The organism is Burkholderia sp. A9 (genome assembly GCF_000801975.1).
The window spans coordinates 1-18,076 of the sequence record NZ_JSZN01000052.1 but is presented as its reverse complement, the minus strand read 5'-3'; the positions used below and the strand labels follow the sequence as shown (position 1 = coordinate 18,076).

At 61.5% G+C, this 18,076-nt stretch carries 12 protein-coding genes, 1 tRNA gene and 1 pseudogene; all 14 read right to left on the bottom strand.

Annotation, left to right across the window (positions count from 1 at the left end):
• Positions 1 to 70: 70 nt before the first annotated feature.
• Positions 71 to 2,173 (bottom strand): elongation factor G, encoded by a 2,103-nt coding sequence (gene fusA / locus PI86_RS15285; protein ID WP_039324185.1) that lies wholly within the window; start codon positions 2,171 to 2,173, stop codon positions 71 to 73.
• Between the two features lie 123 nt (positions 2,174 to 2,296).
• Complete coding sequence (gene rpsG / locus PI86_RS15280; RefSeq protein ID WP_006477195.1) at positions 2,297 to 2,767, bottom strand: 30S ribosomal protein S7; 471 nt, start codon at positions 2,765 to 2,767, stop codon at positions 2,297 to 2,299.
• A 172-nt stretch (positions 2,768 to 2,939) separates the two neighbouring features.
• Positions 2,940 to 3,320, bottom strand: coding sequence for a 30S ribosomal protein S12 (gene rpsL, locus PI86_RS15275; RefSeq protein WP_006400662.1), 381 nt, complete (start codon positions 3,318 to 3,320; stop codon positions 2,940 to 2,942).
• 227 nt (positions 3,321 to 3,547) lie between these two features.
• Positions 3,548 to 5,395, bottom strand: a complete 1,848-nt coding sequence (gene recQ / locus PI86_RS15270; RefSeq protein WP_039324181.1) for a DNA helicase RecQ — start codon at positions 5,393 to 5,395, stop codon at positions 3,548 to 3,550.
• Positions 5,396 to 5,627: 232 nt separating this feature from the next.
• Entirely contained in the window at positions 5,628 to 9,872 is a 4,245-nt protein-coding gene (rpoC, locus tag PI86_RS15265) for a DNA-directed RNA polymerase subunit beta' (RefSeq protein ID WP_014898358.1), read from the bottom strand.
• Between the two features lie 21 nt (positions 9,873 to 9,893).
• Complete coding sequence (gene rpoB, locus PI86_RS15260) at positions 9,894 to 14,000, bottom strand: DNA-directed RNA polymerase subunit beta (RefSeq protein ID WP_039324179.1); 4,107 nt, start codon at positions 13,998 to 14,000, stop codon at positions 9,894 to 9,896.
• 377 nt (positions 14,001 to 14,377) lie between these two features.
• Positions 14,378 to 14,752 (bottom strand): 50S ribosomal protein L7/L12, encoded by a 375-nt coding sequence (gene rplL, locus PI86_RS15255; protein ID WP_039324176.1) that lies wholly within the window; start codon positions 14,750 to 14,752, stop codon positions 14,378 to 14,380.
• Between the two features lie 63 nt (positions 14,753 to 14,815).
• Positions 14,816 to 15,313, bottom strand: a complete 498-nt coding sequence (rplJ, locus tag PI86_RS15250) for a 50S ribosomal protein L10 (RefSeq protein ID WP_039324173.1) — start codon at positions 15,311 to 15,313, stop codon at positions 14,816 to 14,818.
• Between the two features lie 308 nt (positions 15,314 to 15,621).
• Positions 15,622 to 16,320 (bottom strand): 50S ribosomal protein L1, encoded by a 699-nt coding sequence (gene rplA / locus PI86_RS15245; protein WP_014898362.1) that lies wholly within the window; start codon positions 16,318 to 16,320, stop codon positions 15,622 to 15,624.
• Complete coding sequence (gene rplK, locus PI86_RS15240) at positions 16,321 to 16,752, bottom strand: 50S ribosomal protein L11 (RefSeq protein WP_006477201.1); 432 nt, start codon at positions 16,750 to 16,752, stop codon at positions 16,321 to 16,323. It abuts the gene before it with no gap.
• A gap of 141 nt (positions 16,753 to 16,893) precedes the next feature.
• Positions 16,894 to 17,451: a transcription termination/antitermination protein NusG gene (gene nusG / locus PI86_RS15235; RefSeq protein ID WP_006400672.1), complete on the bottom strand. Its 558-nt coding sequence runs from the start codon at positions 17,449 to 17,451 to the stop codon at positions 16,894 to 16,896.
• A gap of 1 nt (position 17,452) precedes the next feature.
• Positions 17,453 to 17,833, bottom strand: coding sequence for a preprotein translocase subunit SecE (secE, locus tag PI86_RS15230; protein WP_006482892.1), 381 nt, complete (start codon positions 17,831 to 17,833; stop codon positions 17,453 to 17,455).
• A 42-nt stretch (positions 17,834 to 17,875) separates the two neighbouring features.
• Positions 17,876 to 17,951: transfer RNA gene (locus PI86_RS15225), tRNA-Trp, on the bottom strand.
• 59 nt (positions 17,952 to 18,010) lie between these two features.
• Positions 18,011 to 18,076, bottom strand: a pseudogene (locus tag PI86_RS16695) (elongation factor Tu); the annotation flags it as partial.

Genomic DNA, 18,076 nt, shown 5'->3' with positions numbered 1-18,076 from the left:
TTGGTCCGCTCAAATTTACCTTTTGCCATGATTCTCTTCTTTCAAAAATTATCGGTTGGTAGCTGCAGATTTACTTCGACTTCGCGCTGATGATCGCTTCAGCAACGTTGCGCGGAGCTTCAGCGTAGTGCTTGAACTCCATCGTGTACGTTGCACGACCTTGCGTCAGCGAACGCAGCGACGTCGAGTAACCGAACATTTCCGACAGCGGCACTTCGGCGCGAACGATCTTGCCGCCGCCAACCATGTCTTCCATGCCCTGGACGATGCCGCGACGACCCGACAGGTCGCCCATCACGTTGCCCATGTAGTCTTCCGGCGTCTCGACTTCGACAGCCATCATCGGCTCGAGGACGACCGGGTTCGCCTTGCGCATCGCTTCCTTGAACGCCATCGAACCGGCCATGCGGAACGCGTTTTCGTTCGAGTCAACGTCGTGGTACGAACCGAACGTCAGGTGAACCTTCACGTCGACGACCGGGAAGCCAGCCAGCACGCCCGACTTCAGCGTGTCCTGGATACCCTTGTCGACCGCCGGGATGTATTCACGCGGAATCACACCACCCTTGATCTCGTCGAAGAACTCGTAGCCCTTGCCCTGCTCGTTCGGCTCGAGCGTAATGACCGCGTGACCGTACTGGCCGCGACCACCCGACTGCTTGACGAACTTGCCGTCGACGTCCTTCGCCGTCGAACGGATCGTTTCGCGGTATGCAACCTGCGGCTTGCCGACGGTCGCTTCCACGCCGAATTCACGCTTCATCCGGTCGACCAGAATTTCCAGGTGGAGCTCGCCCATGCCCGAAATGATGGTCTGGCCCGACTCTTCGTCGGTCTGCACGCGGAACGACGGATCTTCCTGAGCCAGACGGTTCAGTGCGAGACCCATCTTTTCCTGGTCAGCCTTGGTCTTCGGCTCGACAGCCTGCGAAATCACCGGCTCCGGGAACACCATGCGCTCGAGAATGATCGGGTTCGCCGGATCGCACAGCGTGTCGCCCGTGGTCGCTTCCTTCAGGCCAACCGCAGCAGCGATGTCGCCTGCGCGAACTTCCTTGATTTCTTCGCGCTGGTTCGCGTGCATCTGCAGAATACGACCCAGACGTTCCTTCTTGTCCTTCGTCGAGTTCAGCAGCGTGTCGCCCGAATTCACGACGCCCGAGTACACGCGGAAGAAGATCAGCTGGCCGACGAACGGGTCGGTCATGATCTTGAACGCGAGTGCCGAGAACTTCTCGTCGTCCGACGCGCGGCGCTCTGCCGACTCGCCGTTTTCGAGTTCGCCCTTGACCGGCGGGATGTCGACCGGCGACGGCAGGAAGTCGATCACGGCGTCGAGCATACGCTGCACGCCCTTGTTCTTGAACGCGGTACCGCACAGCATCGGCTGGATTTCGCACGCGATCGTACGATCACGCAGCGCCTTGACGATGTCGGCTTCCGGCAGATCGCCTTCTTCCAGGTACTTGTTCATCAGGTCTTCGTTGGCTTCAGCAGCCACTTCGACCATCTTCTCGCGCCATTCCTTGCAGGTCTCTGCGAGCTCGGCCGGGATGTCGACGTAGTCGAACTTCGTGCCTTGCGACGCTTCGTCCCAAATGATCGCCTTCATCTTGATCAGGTCGACCACGCCCTTGAAGTTTTCTTCCGAGCCGATCGGCACCACGACCGGAACCGGGTTCGCCTTCAGGCGCAGACGGAGCTGGTCGTAGACCTTGAAGAAGTTCGCGCCGGTACGGTCCATCTTGTTGACGAACGCGAGACGGGGCACCTTGTACTTGTTAGCCTGGCGCCACACCGTTTCCGACTGCGGCTGCACGCCACCCACTGCGCAGTACACCATGCACGCGCCGTCGAGCACGCGCATCGAACGCTCCACTTCGATCGTGAAGTCGACGTGACCCGGGGTGTCGATGATGTTGATGCGGTGTTCCGGATAGTTGCCGCCCATGCCCTTCCAGAAGGCCGTGGTAGCAGCGGACGTGATCGTGATGCCACGCTCCTGTTCCTGCTCCATCCAGTCCATCGTTGCTGCGCCGTCGTGGACTTCACCGATCTTGTGGTTCACACCGGTGTAAAACAGAATGCGCTCGGTCGTCGTCGTTTTGCCGGCGTCGATGTGAGCGCTAATACCGATATTGCGGTAGCGCTCGATAGGAGTCTTGCGAGCCACTTTGATCCTCTACTGGGATGACACGATGCAGCGCCGCTGCATCATGCTTCAACACAAACGGGCGAGGCGCCTGAAAAGCGCACCCGCCCGGAATTTATTTCCGCAAACAGCCCAGCCAGGCGCTTAGAAACGGAAATGCGAGAACGCGCGGTTGGCTTCTGCCATGCGGTGAACTTCATCGCGCTTCTTCATCGCGCCGCCACGGCCTTCGGCCGCTTCGGAGAGTTCACCTGCCAGGCGCAGAGCCATCGACTTCTCGCTGCGCTTCTTCGCAGCCTCACGCAGCCAGCGCATCGCCAATGCCATACGACGCGACGGGCGCACTTCGACCGGAACTTGATAGTTGGCACCACCAACGCGACGGCTCTTCACTTCGACCACCGGCTTCACGTTGTTGAGCGCAACCGTGAACACTTCCAGCGGGTCCTTGCCACCCTTGGTCTGGATCTGTTCGAATGCGCCATAAACGATGCGCTCTGCGACCGACTTCTTGCCGGACAGCATCAGCATGTTCATGAACTTGGCAACATCAACGTTGCCGAACTTCGGATCCGGCAACACTTCCCGCTTGGGGACTTCGCGACGACGCGGCATGATTCTTCCTTTACTTGTTCAGTTGGAGCTGGTTCCAGCTCCGCGGCCACCAACAAACCCGATCACATCTTCACGACTAACCAGCTTGGCCGGGTGACCACTTACTCGACAGCACCGGCAATCCGGCACTCCCGCCTTGACCGCCCTGCGGCGATCCCTGATCAAAAACTGCTTACTTGGCAGCCTTTGCACGCTTCGCGCCGTACTTCGAGCGCGCTTGCTTACGGTCCTTGACGCCCTGGGTATCCAGCGAGCCGCGAACCATGTGGTAACGCACACCCGGCAAGTCCTTCACACGGCCGCCGCGGATCAGCACAACCGAGTGTTCCTGCAGGTTGTGGCCTTCACCGCCGATGTACGAAATCACTTCGAAGCCGTTCGTCAGACGAACCTTGGCGACCTTACGGAGTGCCGAGTTCGGCTTCTTCGGCGTCGTCGTGTACACACGGGTGCACACGCCGCGACGCTGGGGGCAGTCCTGCAGGGCCGGGCTCTTGCTCTTCGTCGTTTCCGACTGACGGCCTTTGCGAACCAGTTGGTTGATGGTTGGCATTGTTTATTCCTGAAATTGAACAAAATCTGCACATCGATTTCGGGCAAAGCGAGAATCGACGCACAGTTGACTTCCGAACCGGCGACACGGACACGAACCTTCGAACGCGACTCGGCCCGCCGAATACCGGAACCCAGCATGATATTCCGGAAATACCAACTAAGTCAACGGCTTGCGTGATTTACCAGCCGCACGACCGGTTTACCGGAAGGGTCGGAACACCTGTGTCACGCCGATTCGACGACGTCGATGATCTCGTCGCCGAAGCGTTCGAGCTTGCGCACGCCCATGCCGGGGATATGGCGCAGGTCGTCGATCGTCTCGGGCGCGTTGCGCGCGATTTCGGCCAGCGTCGCGTCGTGGAAGATCACGTAGGCCGGCACGCCGTCGGTCTTGGCGGTTTCCGCGCGCCACGCGCGCAGCGCGTCCCACCGCGCGCGCTCGCGCGTACCCATGCCGGCCGTCGGGTCGACGCGCGTGCCGCTGCGGCTCGACGACTGGCGCGTGCGCTGCGGCTTCACGTAGCGGCGCAGCGTGACCTTCTCCTCGTTTTTCAGCACGGGCTTCGCGGCCTCGGTCAGCACCAGCGCGCCGAAGCCGCCATGATCGACGGCCAGATAGCCGTACGCGACGAGCTGCCGGAAAATCGCGCGCCATTCGGGCTCGGACAGCGATGCGCCGATCCCGAACGTCGTGAGCTGGTCGTGGCCGCGCTGCAACACCTTCTCCGTGCGCCCGCCGCGCAGGATCTCGATCAGGTGGCTCGAGCCGAAATTGAAGCCGCTCGCGCGCTGCGCGCGGAACACGCAAGACAGCGCCATCTGCGCCTCGCGCGTGGCATCCCACGATGCGGGCGGCTCGAGGCACGTGTCGCAGTTGCCGCACGGCTGACTCGCCTCGCCGAAGTAGTTCAGCAGCCGCACGCGCCGGCACGAGATCGTCTCGCACAGCCCGAGCAGGGCATCGAGCTTCGACGTCTGAACGCGCTTGTGCGCGTCGTCCGCATCGGACTCGTCGATCATCTTGCGCTGCTGGACGACGTCGCCGAGGCCATACGCCATCCACGCGTTCGCCGGCATCCCGTCGCGGCCCGCGCGGCCGGTTTCCTGGTAGTAGCCTTCGACGCTCTTCGGCAAATCGAGGTGCGCGACGAAGCGCACGTCGGGCTTGTCGATGCCCATGCCGAACGCGATCGTCGCGCACATCACGATGCCTTCCTCGCGCTGGAACATTTCCTGGTGCTTCTGCCGCACCTCGAACTCCATCCCCGCGTGATACGGCAGCGCGCGCACCCCCTGCGCCTTCAGCCATTCGGCCGTTTCCTCGACCTTGCGGCGCGACAGGCAGTAGACGACGCCGGCGTCGGTCGTGCCGTCCGCGTTCGTGTGCTCCGCGCGGATGAAGTCGAGCAGCTGCGAGCGCGCGTTGTCCTTTTCGACGATCCGGTAACGGATGTTCGGCCGGTCGAAGCTCGACACGAACACGCGTGCATCGTCGAGCGCGAGACGATGGATGATCTCGTCGCGCGTGATCGCGTCGGCAGTGGCCGTCAGCGCGATGCGCGGCACCGACGGGAAGCGCTCGTGCAGCACCGACAGCTGGATGTATTCGGGACGGAAGTCATGCCCCCACTGCGACACGCAGTGCGCCTCGTCGATCGCGAACAGGCCGATCTTCGCGCGCTCGAGCAGGTCGAGAAAACGCCCGGTCATCAGCCGCTCGGGCGCGACGTACAGCAGGTCGATCTCGCCTTCGCGCAGCGCGCGCTCGGTGGCCGCGGCCTCGGCGCCCGACAGCGTCGAATTCAGGTAGGCCGCACGCACGCCGACTTCGCGCAGCGCGGCGACCTGGTCCTGCATCAGCGCGATCAGCGGCGACACCACGATGCCGGCACCCTGCCCGGCCTCGCGGCGCAGCAGCGCCGGAATCTGGTAGCACAGCGACTTGCCGCCGCCGGTCGGCATCAGCACGAGGCAATCGCCGCCGCTGGCGACGTGTTCGACGATCTCGCCCTGCTGGCCGCGAAATGCGGAATAACCAAAGACTTCGTCGAGGATTTCGAGGGCGCGGGACATGAATGAGAACGAGGACGGCAGAACGATGACCGCAATTTTAACAACCCGCTCGCACAGCGCGCGGCGAATCGTGCAACGCTAGCCAATCGGACAGGGTTCGTGCGCGCGCATGACGGGCCTGCGCAACCGTGCGGCAAGCCCGTCATGCACGCGAACGACGGATAAAAAAAACCGCCCGGCGGACCGGGCGGTTTCGATGACAGCGAGGTGAGGCGGCTCGCGCCGCCCGCACTTACTCGGCCGTCGGGTGTTGCTGCGGCTCTTCTGCCGGCGCGCTCGGCGTGCCGAAGTCGAATGCCTCTTCCGCTGCGATCTGGTCGAAACGCTCGCGATCCGACGATTCCTTCGCCTTGCGCGCCTTGTGGAACGCGAGACCCGTACCGGCCGGAATCAGACGGCCGACGATCACGTTTTCCTTCAGGCCGCGCAGATCGTCGCGCTTGCCCATGATCGCCGCTTCGGTCAGCACGCGGGTCGTTTCCTGGAACGATGCCGCCGAGATGAACGAGTCGGTCGACAGCGACGCCTTCGTGATACCGAGCAGCACGTTGTCGTACGAAGCCGGACGCTTGTCCTCGGCGATCATGCGATCGTTCTCGTCCAGCATGTCGGAACGCTCGACCTGTTCGCCCGGGATGAAGCGCGTATCACCGTTGTCGGTGATCTGCACACGACGCAGCATCTGGCGAACGATCACCTCGATGTGCTTGTCGTTGATCTTCACGCCCTGCAGACGATACACGTCCTGCACTTCGTCGACGATGTAGCGCGACAGCGCCTCGATACCCTGCAGACGCAGGATGTCGTGCGGATCGGCCGGACCGTCCACGATCATTTCGCCCTTGTTGACGACCTGAGCATCGTGGACCAGCACCTGCTTTTCCTTCGCGATCAGGAACTCGTGCTGATTGCCTTCGAGGTCCGTGATGACGAGACGCTGCTTGCCCTTCGTGTCCTTACCGAACGACGTCGTACCGGTGACTTCCGCGAGAATGCCGGCATCCTTCGGCGAACGCGCTTCGAACAGTTCCGCCACCCGCGGCAGACCGCCGGTAATGTCACGCGTCTTCTGCGCTTCGGTCGGGATACGTGCGAGCACTTCACCCACCTGCACCTGCTGGCCGTCCTTCACGGTGATCAGTGCGCCGACCTGGAAGCCGATCTGCACTGCGTGCTCCGTACCCGGGATCTTCACTTCGTCGCCGTTCGCGTCGAGCAGTTTCACCTGCGGACGCACGCTCTTCGAAGCTTGCGAACCACGACGCTTCACGTCGATCACGACCAGCGTCGACAGGCCGGTCACGTCGTCGATCTGCTTCGCGACGGTCACGCCTTCCTCGACGTTCTCGAACTTCACCGTACCACCGTACTCGGTGATGATCGGACGCGTCATCGGATCCCACGTCGCCAGCTGCGTGCCGGCCTTGATCGTCGCGCCGTCGAGCTGCAGCAGCGTCGCGCCGTACGGCACTTTGTGACGCTCGCGCTCGCGACCGAAATCGTCGGTGATCAGCGCCTCGCCCGAACGCGAGATGACGATCTGCTCGCCCTTCGCGTTGGTGACGTAGCGCATCGTCGCCGTGAAACGCACGATACCGTTGCTCTTCGCTTCGACCGACGACGCCACTGCCGCACGCGATGCCGCACCACCGATGTGGAACGTACGCATCGTCAGCTGCGTGCCCGGTTCACCGATCGACTGTGCCGCGATCACGCCGACTGCTTCGCCGACGTTCACGAGCGAGCCACGGCCGAGGTCACGGCCGTAGCAGGCTGCGCACAGGCCGTAGCGCGTTTCGCAGGTCAGCGGCGTGCGCACGCGCACTTCGTCGATGCCGAGGCGTTCGATTTCCTCGACCGCCGTTTCGTCGAGCAGCATGCCCGATTCGTACACCGTTTCCTGCGTTTCCGGGTTCACGACGTCCGCGACCGCGACGCGGCCGAGGATACGGTCGCGCAGCGCTTCGACGACTTCACCGCCTTCGACCAGTGCCTTCATCGCGACGCCGTTCGACGTGCCGCAATCGTCTTCGACCACCACCAGATCTTGCGTGACGTCGACGAGACGACGCGTCAGGTAACCCGAGTTCGCGGTCTTCAGTGCCGTATCAGCCAGACCCTTACGTGCACCGTGGGTCGAGATGAAGTACTGCAACACGTTCAGGCCTTCGCGGAAGTTCGCGGTAATCGGCGTCTCGATAATCGAGCCGTCCGGCTTCGCCATCAGGCCTCGCATACCGGCCAGCTGACGAATCTGAACCGCCGAACCCCGGGCGCCCGAGTCGGCCATCATGTAGATCGAGTTGAACGACTCCTGGCGCGTCTCGTTGCCGTCGCGGTCCGTCACCGGCTCCGTCGACAGCTGCTCCATCATCGCCTTGCCGACCGCTTCCGACGTTGCCGACCAGATGTCGACCACGTTGTTGTAGCGTTCCTGCGCGGTGACGAGACCCGACATGTACTGGCGGTCGTATTCCTTCACCTTCTTCGCGGCGTCGCCGACGATCGTTTCCTTCTGCGGCGGCACGAGCATGTCGTCCACGCAGATCGAAATACCGGCGCGCGTCGCGAGACGGAAACCCGACTGCATCAGCTGGTCGGCAAACACCACCGTCGCACGCAGACCGCACTTGCGGAACGCCGTGTTGATCAGGCGCGAGATTTCCTTCTTCTTCAGCGGCTTGTTCAGCACCGAGAACGGCAGGCCGTGCGGCAGGATCTCCGACAGGATCGCGCGGCCGACGGTCGTCGCGTACAACGAGATCTTCGGCACGAACTGCGGCGCGCCTTCCGACGTGTCCTCGTTGCGGACCATTTCGGTGATCCGCACGTTGACGCGCGATGCGAGCTCGACTTCCTTGTTCTCGTACGCGCGGATCGCTTCCGACACGCCGGTGAACGACAGGCCTTCGCCCTTGCCGTTGATCGCTTCGCGGGTCGCGTAGTACAGACCCAGCACGATATCCTGCGACGGCACGATCGACGGATCGCCGTTGGCCGGGAACAGCACGTTGTTCGACGCCAGCATCAGCGTACGCGCTTCCATCTGCGCTTCGAGCGACAGCGGCACGTGAACGGCCATCTGGTCACCGTCGAAGTCGGCGTTGAACGCCGCGCAGACGAGCGGGTGCAGCTGAATTGCCTTGCCTTCGATCAGCACCGGCTCGAACGCCTGGATACCGAGACGGTGCAGCGTCGGCGCACGGTTCAGCATCACCGGGTGCTCGCGGATCACCTCTTCGAGGATGTCCCACACCACCGGCGTCTGGTTCTCGACTTCCTTCTTCGCAGCCTTGATGGTCGTCGCGACGCCCATCACTTCCAGCTTGTTGAAGATGAACGGCTTGAACAGCTCGAGCGCCATCAGCTTCGGCAGACCGCACTGGTGCAGCTTCAGCGTCGGGCCGACCACGATGACCGAACGGCCCGAGTAGTCGACGCGCTTGCCCAGCAGGTTCTGACGGAAACGACCGCCCTTGCCCTTGATCATGTCGGCGAGCGACTTCAGCGGACGCTTGTTCGCGCCCGTCATCGCCTTGCCGCGACGACCGTTGTCGAGCAGCGAGTCGACGGCTTCCTGCAGCATCCGCTTTTCGTTGCGGACGATGATTTCAGGTGCCTTCAGCTCGAGCAGACGCTTCAACCGGTTGTTACGGTTGATCACGCGGCGATACAGGTCGTTCAGGTCCGACGTCGCGAACCGGCCGCCGTCCAGCGGCACGAGCGGACGCAGTTCCGGCGGCAGCACCGGCAGCACTTCGAGGATCATCCACTCCGGCTTGATGCCCGAGCGCTGGAATGCCTCGAGGACCTTCAGGCGCTTCGCGTACTTCTTGATCTTCGCTTCCGAGCCGGTGTTCTTCAGCTCGGTGCGCAGCGTCTCGACCTGCTCGTCGATGTTGATCGCGCGCAGCAGTTCACGCACGCCTTCCGCGCCCATCTCGGCACGGAATTCGTCGCCGTATTCCTCGACCTTGTTGTAGTAATCCTCTTCGGTCATGATCTGCCGCGCCTTCAGCGGCGTCATGCCCGGTTCGATCACTACGTATGCTTCGAAGTACAGCACGCGTTCGATGTCGCGCAGCGTCATGTCGAGCACCATGCCCAGACGCGACGGCAGCGACTTCAGGAACCAGATGTGCGCGACCGGCGAGGCGAGCTCGATGTGGCCCATGCGCTCGCGGCGCACCTTCGCCAACGTGACTTCGACGCCGCACTTCTCGCAGATCACGCCGCGATGCTTCAGGCGCTTGTACTTGCCGCACAGGCACTCGTAGTCCTTGATCGGCCCGAAGATCTTCGCGCAGAAGAGACCATCGCGTTCCGGCTTGAACGTACGGTAGTTGATGGTCTCCGGCTTCTTCACTTCGCCGAACGACCACGAACGGATCTTGTCCGGCGAGGCCAGACCGATCTTGATCGCGTCGAAAACTTCTTCCTGTTGGACTTGCTTGAATAGATCGAGCAGAGCTTTCATTGCCTTCTCTCCGTAGTCCGATTAATTGCGGTCGAGATCGATGTCGATACCGAGCGAGCGGATTTCCTTCACGAGCACGTTGAAGGATTCCGGCATGCCTGCATCGATCACATGATCGCCCTTGACCAGGTTCTCATAGACCTTGGTCCGGCCGTTCACGTCATCCGACTTCACCGTCAGCATTTCCTGCAGCACGTAGGACGCGCCGTACGCTTCGAGTGCCCACACTTCCATTTCACCGAAACGCTGGCCACCGAACTGCGCCTTACCACCCAGCGGCTGCTGCGTGACGAGCGAGTATGGGCCCGTCGAACGCGCGTGCATCTTGTCGTCGACCAAGTGGTGCAGCTTCAGGTAGTGCATGTAGCCAAGCGTCACGCGACGTTCGAACATTTCACCCGTGCGGCCGTCGTACAGACGGACCTGGTTCTTCGACGGGTTCATGCCGAGCTGTTCCGCGATGTCGTCCGGGAAGGCCAGATCGAGCATCTTGCTCATTTCTTCCTCGGTCGCACCGTCGAACACCGGCGTTGCAAACGGCACGCCTTCACGCAGGTTCTTCGCGAGTTCGAGGATCTCGTCGTCGGTGAAGCTTTCCAGATCTTCCTGGCGGCCCGAATCGTTGTAGATCTTCGTCAGGAATACGCGCATTTCCTCGATCTTCGCCTGACGCTGCAGCATTTCGCCGATACGCCAGCCGAGGCCCTTCGCGGCCCAGCCGAGGTGCACTTCCAGAACCTGACCCACGTTCATCCGCGACGGCACGCCGAGCGGGTTCAGCACGACGTCTGCCGGACGGCCATCGGCCATGTACGGCATGTCTTCGATCGGAACGATCTTCGACACGACACCCTTGTTACCGTGACGGCCTGCCATCTTGTCGCCAGGCTGCAGGCGGCGCTTCACCGCCAGGTACACCTTGACCATCTTCAGCACGCCCGGCGGCAGTTCGTCGCCTTGCGTGAGCTTCTTGCGCTTCTCTTCGAACGCGAGGTCGAACTGGTGACGCTTCTCTTCGATCGAGTTCTTGATTGCTTCGAGCGATGCCGCTGCTTCGTCGTCCGCGAGGCGGATGTCGAACCAGTGGTAGTGGTCGAGGTCTTCCAGGTAAGCCTGGTCGATCTTCGTGCCCTTCGCGAGCTTCTTCGGACCGCCGTTCGCGACCTTGCCCACCAGCATGCGGGCGAGACGCTGGAACGCGTCGCCTTCCACGATGCGCAGCTGGTCGTTCAGGTCGAGACGGTAGCGCTTCAGTTCGTCGTCGATGATCTGTTGTGCACGCTTGTCGCGCTGGATGCCTTCACGCGTGAACACCTGGACGTCGATCACGGTACCGCTCATGCCCGACGGCACGCGCAGCGACGTATCCTTCACGTCCGAAGCCTTCTCGCCGAAGATCGCGCGCAGCAGCTTCTCTTCCGGCGTCAGCTGGGTCTCGCCCTTCGGCGTGACCTTGCCGACCAGTACGTCGCCCGCTTCGACTTCAGCACCGATGTACACGATGCCCGATTCGTCGAGACGGCCGAGCTGGACTTCCGCCAGGTTCGAGATGTCGCGCGTGATTTCTTCCGGCCCGAGCTTCGTGTCACGTGCAACGACGTTCAGCTCTTCGATGTGGATCGACGTGTAGCGATCGTCCGCGACCACCTTCTCCGAGATCAGGATCGAGTCCTCGAAGTTGTAGCCGTTCCACGGCATGAACGCGATCAGCATGTTCTGGCCGAGCGCGAGCTCGCCCAGGTCCGTCGAGGCGCCGTCGGCCAGCACGTCGCCGCGCGAGACCTTGTCGCCCATCTTCACGATCGGACGCTGGTTGATGTTCGTGTTCTGGTTCGAACGCGTGTACTTGATCAGGTTGTAGATGTCGACACCGACTTCACCTGCGACCGCTTCGTCGTCGTTCACGCGAATCACGATACGGCCTGCGTCGACATAGTCGACGACGCCGCCACGGAACGCCTGAACCGTGGTGCCCGAGTCGACCGCGCAGGTACGCTCGATGCCCGTACCGACGACCGGCTTCTCCGGACGCAGACACGGCACGGCCTGACGCTGCATGTTCGAACCCATCAGTGCACGGTTCGCGTCGTCGTGCTCGAGGAACGGGATCAGCGAAGCTGCAACCGACACGATCTGCGACGGCGCGACGTCCATGTACTGGATACGGTCCGGCGTGACCATCATCGTTTCGCCGGCTTCACGCGACGACACGAGTTCGTCGATCAGCTGGCCGTTCTCGTCGATCGCGGCGTTCGCCTGCGCGATCATGTAACGGCCTTCTTCGATCGCCGACAGGTAGTCGATCTGGTCGGTCACCTTGCTGTCCACGACCTTGCGGTACGGCGTCTCGAGGAAGCCGTATTCGTTCAGGTGCGCATACAGTGCGAGCGAGTTGATCAGACCGATGTTCGGACCTTCCGGCGTTTCGATCGGGCACACGCGGCCATAGTGGGTCGGGTGCACGTCACGAACTTCGAAGCCTGCGCGTTCGCGCGTCAGACCGCCCGGGCCCAGTGCGGAAACACGGCGCTTGTGCGTGATTTCCGACAGCGGGTTGGTCTGGTCCATGAACTGCGACAGCTGCGACGAACCGAAGAACTCGCGAATTGCCGACGAAATCGGCTTCGAGTTGATCAGGTCGTGCGGCATCAGGTTTTCGCTTTCGGCCTGGCCGAGGCGTTCCTTGACCGCGCGCTCGACACGCACGAGACCCGCGCGGAACTGGTTTTCCGCCAGTTCGCCGACGCAACGCACACGACGGTTGCCGAGGTGGTCGATGTCGTCCACTTCGCCCTTGCCGTTGCGCAGCTCGACGAGGATCTTGATCGTCGCGAGAATGTCGTCGTCCTGCAGCGTCATCGGGCCGGTGATCTCGTCACGGCTGACGCGGCGGTTGAACTTCATACGGCCGACCTTCGACAGGTCGTACGCTTCTTCGCTGTAGAACAGACGGTTGAACAGGGCCTCGACCGCTTCTTCGGTCGGCGGCTCGCCCGGACGCATCATGCGGTAGATCGCGATGCGCGCGGCCGTCTTGTCGGTCGTTTCGTCGACACGCAGCGTCGACGAGATGTACGGACCCTGGTCCAGATCGTTCGTGTAGAGCGTCTGGATATCCTTGATGCCCGCTTCGCGCAGCTTCTCGAGCACGCTTTCCGTGACTTCGTCGTTCGCGCTCGCGATCACCTCGCCGGTGTCGCCGTCGACGACGTTCTTCGCCAGCACGCGGCCGAGCAGATAGTCTTCCGGCACCGAGATGAACTTGGTCTTCGCGGCTTCGAGATCACGAATGTGCTTCGCGTTGATCCGCTTGTCCTTCTGGACGATGACCTTGCCGTCGCGATCCGTGATGTCGAAACGCGCGACTTCGCCACGCAGGCGCTCGGGCACGAACTCGAGTTGCGCGCCTTCGTCCATCAGCGTGAAGTTGTCGAACACGAAGAAGTTCGCGAGGATCTGTTCCGGCGTCAGGCCGATGGCCTTCAGCAGGATCGTGACCGGCATCTTGCGGCGACGGTCGACGCGGAAGTACAGGATGTCCTTCGGATCGAATTCGAAGTCGAGCCACGAGCCGCGGTACGGAATGATCCGTGCCGAGAACAGCAGCTTGCCCGAGCTGTGCGTCTTGCCCTTGTCGTGCTCGAAGAACACGCCCGGCGAACGGTGCAGCTGCGAGACGATGACACGCTCGGTGCCGTTGATGACGAACGAGCCCGTCGGCGTCATGAGCGGCATTTCGCCCATGTACACTTCCTGCTCCTTCACTTCCTTGACGACCGGCTTGTTCGGCGATTCCTTGTCGAGGATGACGAGGCGGACCTTCGCGCGCAGCGCGGAGCAGTACGTCAGGCCACGCTGCTGGCATTCCTTGATGTTGAATGCCGGCGCGGACAGCGCATAGCTCACGAACTCGAGGCGCGCGAAGCCGTTGTGCGAAACAATGGGAAATACCGATGTGAATGCGGCCTGCAAACCTTCAGGCTTGCGTTGCGTGGCCGGCACATCGGCTTGCAGAAACGTGCTGAATGATTCAAGCTGGGTAGCCAGCAAGAAAGGAACTTGGTGAACGATGGGGCGCTTCGCGAAACTCTTGCGAATGCGCTTCTTCTCGGTGAAGGAATATTGCATACGATCTCCGAATCACGGCGGGTGCTATCGAGGCGGAATACCTGGACGTTTCAAACCCGAGTGTTCACCGACTGAGACCCGATGGCCGTCCGACGGCTTGAACGAGCCGAGAAGCTTGGTGGTTGGCCGCTACCAACCGCTGGCTGACGGCAGCGGATGCCTGTGTTGCCCGCTACCCGACCAAACTTGCCTTCTGCAGTCGCTTCAGAAGACAAAGAGAACCGCCAATCGTGGCCAATCACTACGATCAGGCGGTTTTCTTTGGCTTCTGGGGCCGATTATTCGGGCTCCCGAATGAGTGCCAGAATAACGTCCCCACAAAGCACAAAAAGGCCGGCGGTGAAAATACCGCCAGCCTTCGCACAGCGCGCCGAAACTTACTTGACTTCGACCTTCGCGCCTGCTTCTTCCAGCTTCTTCTTGGCTTCGTCAGCAGCAGCCTTGTCGACGCCTTCCTTGACAGCCTTCGGTGCGCCGTCAACGACGTCCTTCGCTTCCTTCAGGCCCAGGCCCGTCAGTTCACGAACTGCCTTGATGACTGCAACCTTGTTGCTGCCTGCTTCAGTCAGAACGACCGTGAATTCGGTCTTCTCTTCTGCAGCAGCAGCAGCGCCGCCGCCTGCCGGGCCAGCGACTGCCACTGCAGCTGCCGACACGCCAAACTTCTCTTCGAATGCCTTGACCAGTTCGTTCAGTTCCAGAACGGTCATCCCTTCGACTGCTGCCAGGATGTCTTCTTTTGCGATTGCCATTTGAAATACTCCTAAATTGAATTCGGATACAGCCAGCGATCAGTAACGCTGATGCACGTTCGCTTACGCAGCTTCCGCTTGCTTCTTCTCGGCGAGCGCGGCCAGGGCACGCGCAAAGCCCGAAACAGGCGATTGCATAACGAACAGCAGCTTCGAGAGCAGTTCTTCGCGGCTCGGGATGCTTGCCAGCGCTTGCACGCCAGCCTTGTCCATCACCTTGCCATCGAACGCACCAGCCTTGATGACCAACTTGTCATTGCTCTTGCTGAAGTCGTGAACGACCTTCGCAGCAGCAATTGCATCTTCCGAGATGCCGTAGATCAGCGGACCAGTCATCTGCTCTGCCAGCGGAGCAAAAGGCGTACCTTCAACAGCGCGACGCGCCAGCGTGTTCTTCAACACGCGCAGGTAAACCTGTTGCTCACGCGCTTTCGCGCGCAGCTTGGTCAGATCGCCAACCGCAATTCCACGATACTCAGCCAGCACAACGGTCTGGGCCTTCGCGACTTGCGCGGCAACCTCAGCGACGACGGCTTGCTTGTCTTCTCTATTAAGCGGCACGGTTAGCCTCCAGAAACGATACGTTCGGCGCGGCCGGCATGGCCGAAACCTCACGTACCTCGTTCAACAACGGCGTCCGACCTCGTTAGGAGTATTTCCACCTCACGCCGTGAATCGCTTCACGACCTGCGGCTTCACCACTGCAAAACTTTTTCGGGTTCGCCATCTGCGTTGGCTTGAATTAAGGGATCGCCTGCCTGCTGCGTCCCACCAACGGTCTTTGATAACCGGTTGCCCGCGCTACTGCACGAACAACCGCCCAAAGCCCATGTAGGCCGCTTCGCGAACGAAGCGGCCCGAATACTTGCTTACTGTGCTGCCAGCGTAGCCTGGTCGACACGCACGCCGACGCCCATCGTGCTCGACAGTGCGATCTTGCGCAGGTAGATGCCCTTGCTCGTTGCCGGCTTCGCCTTCTGCAGCGCTTCGATCAGCGCCGACAGGTTCGAACGCAGTGCGGTCGATTCGAACGATGCACGGCCGATGGTCGCGTGGATGATACCGGCCTTGTCGACACGGAATTGCACCTGACCAGCCTTCGCGTTCTTGACGGCGGTTGCGACGTCCGGCGTGACCGTGCCGACCTTCGGGTTCGGCATCAGGCCGCGCGGGCCGAGGATCTGGCCGAGCGTACCGACGATACGCATCGTGTCCGGCGAAGCGATCACGATGTCGAAGTCCATCTGGCCAGCCTTGATCTGCTCAGCCAGGTCTTCCATACCGACGATTTCCGCGCCTGCTGCACGAGCCTGCTCGGCCTTCTCGCCTTGCGCGAACACGGCAACGCGAACCGACTTGCCCGTACCTGCCGGCAGGACGACCGAACCACGAACGACCTGGTCCGACTTCTTCGCATCGATGCCGAGCTGAACTGCGACGTCGATCGACTCGTTGAACTTCGCGCTCGCGCATTCCTTCACGAGTGCCAGTGCGTCTTCGATCGCGTACAGCTTCTGACGGTCGACCTTGGCGGCAAATGCCTGACGGCGCTTGGAGATCTTAGCCATTTACACGCCCTCCACAGTGATGCCCATCGAGCGTGCGCTACCAGCGATGGTGCGAACGGCTGCGTCCAGATCAGCTGCCGTAAGGTCCGGCATCTTGGTCTTCGCGATTTCTTCGGCTTGAGCGCGCGTGATCGAACCGACCTTGTCGGTGTGCGGCTTGCTCGAGCCCTTGTCCACCTTCGCCGCCTTCTTGATCAGGACGGTCGCCGGCGGCGTCTTCATCACGAACGTGAAGCTCTTGTCAGCGAATGCCGTGATGACCACCGGCACCGGCAGACCCGGCTCCATGCCTTGAGTCTGCGCGTTGAACGCCTTGCAGAACTCCATGATGTTCAGGCCGCGCTGGCCCAGTGCCGGACCGACCGGCGGCGACGGGTTGGCTTTACCTGCAGGGATCTGCAGCTTGATAAAGCCGATAATCTTCTTTGCCATTTGTGAACCTCATTGGAACGCCGGAGGGGCGTTCGGTGAGTAATAACGCGCTTTCGCCGCTGGCTACTGACGCTCCTCAACGGCCATGACGCGGACCGTAAGCGCGAAGGCGGGCAGCCGAGGCTGCCCGCCGAATCGGGATCAAACTTTTTCGACCTGGCCGAACTCGAGTTCGACAGGGGTGGAGCGGCCAAAGATGGTGACCGACACACGCACGCGCGATTTCTCGTAGTTGACTTCTTCGACCGTGCCATTGAAGTCCGTGAACGGGCCTTCCTTGACACGCACCATCTCGCCAACTTCGAACAGGGTCTTCGGGCGCGGCTTCTCAACGCCTTCCTGCATCTGCGACATGATCTTTTCGACTTCCTTCGGGGAAATCGGGGTCGGGCGGTTACGCGCACCGCCGACGAAACCCGTGACCTTCGCCGTGTTCTTCACGAGGTGCCACGTTTCGTCCGTCATTTCCATCTCAACCAGCACGTAGCCGGGGAAGAAACGACGCTCGGTTACAGCCTTGTGGCCGCCCTTGACTTCGACCACTTCTTCGGTCGGGACCAGGATCTGACCGAATTTATCCTGCATGCCAGCACGTTCGATGCGCTCCTGAAGCGCACGTTGCACGCTCTTCTCCATACCGGAGTAGGCGTGCACGACGTACCAACGCTTTCCGCTCGGGGATGCCGGAGTATCGCTCATATCATTTCCAACCCAGAATCGCCGAGAAAATCACCCATTCGATCGATTTGTCACTCAACCAGAGGAAAATCGCCATCACGAGCACAAAACCGAACACGACGAGTGTGGTTTGCGTCGCTTCCTTGCGGGTGGGCCAAACGACCTTGCGGACTTCCTTGTACGAATCCTTGGCAAACGCGATGAGGCTCTTGCCAGGTGCGGACATCAGCCCGACGGCCACGCCAGCGATGATACCTACCGCCAAAGCGGCACCGCGGACATACCACTGCTGGTTGGCCAGCCAGAAGAAGCCCACGAATCCGGCCAAGACCAGCAATACGCCCAGGGCCAGCATCAGCTTATCGCCGGAGGTATTTACAGTTTCGACGGATGGATTCGCCATAACACCTTAAAACAAATGCCACGTAGGACACGTGGCGATTTTTGGCAGGGGCAGAGGGAATCGAACCCCCAACCTTCGGTTTTGGAGACCGACGCTCTGCCAGTTGAGCTATACCCCTAAACCATGCTGGGGCCGGCTGTTGCCAGCCCCAAAACTGTCGATCAACGAATAACTGGCTTACTCGATGATCTTGGCGACGACGCCGGCGCCGACGGTACGGCCGCCTTCGCGGATTGCGAAGCG

Coding starts and splice junctions, on each gene's coding strand:
- rpsG (WP_006477195.1), bottom strand. CDS start 2,767: ATGCCGCGTCGTCGCGAAGTCCCCAAGCGGGAAGTGTTGCCGGATCCG.
- rpsL (WP_006400662.1), bottom strand. CDS start 3,320: ATGCCAACCATCAACCAACTGGTTCGCAAAGGCCGTCAGTCGGAAACG.
- recQ (WP_039324181.1), bottom strand. CDS start 5,395: ATGTCCCGCGCCCTCGAAATCCTCGACGAAGTCTTTGGTTATTCCGCA.
- rpoC (WP_014898358.1), bottom strand. CDS start 9,872: ATGAAAGCTCTGCTCGATCTATTCAAGCAAGTCCAACAGGAAGAAGTT.
- rpoB (WP_039324179.1), bottom strand. CDS start 14,000: ATGCAATATTCCTTCACCGAGAAGAAGCGCATTCGCAAGAGTTTCGCG.
- rplL (WP_039324176.1), bottom strand. CDS start 14,752: ATGGCAATCGCAAAAGAAGACATCCTGGCAGCAGTCGAAGGGATGACC.
- rplA (WP_014898362.1), bottom strand. CDS start 16,320: ATGGCTAAGATCTCCAAGCGCCGTCAGGCATTTGCCGCCAAGGTCGAC.
- rplK (WP_006477201.1), bottom strand. CDS start 16,752: ATGGCAAAGAAGATTATCGGCTTTATCAAGCTGCAGATCCCTGCAGGT.
- nusG (WP_006400672.1), bottom strand. CDS start 17,451: ATGAGCGATACTCCGGCATCCCCGAGCGGAAAGCGTTGGTACGTCGTG.
- secE (WP_006482892.1), bottom strand. CDS start 17,833: ATGGCGAATCCATCCGTCGAAACTGTAAATACCTCCGGCGATAAGCTG.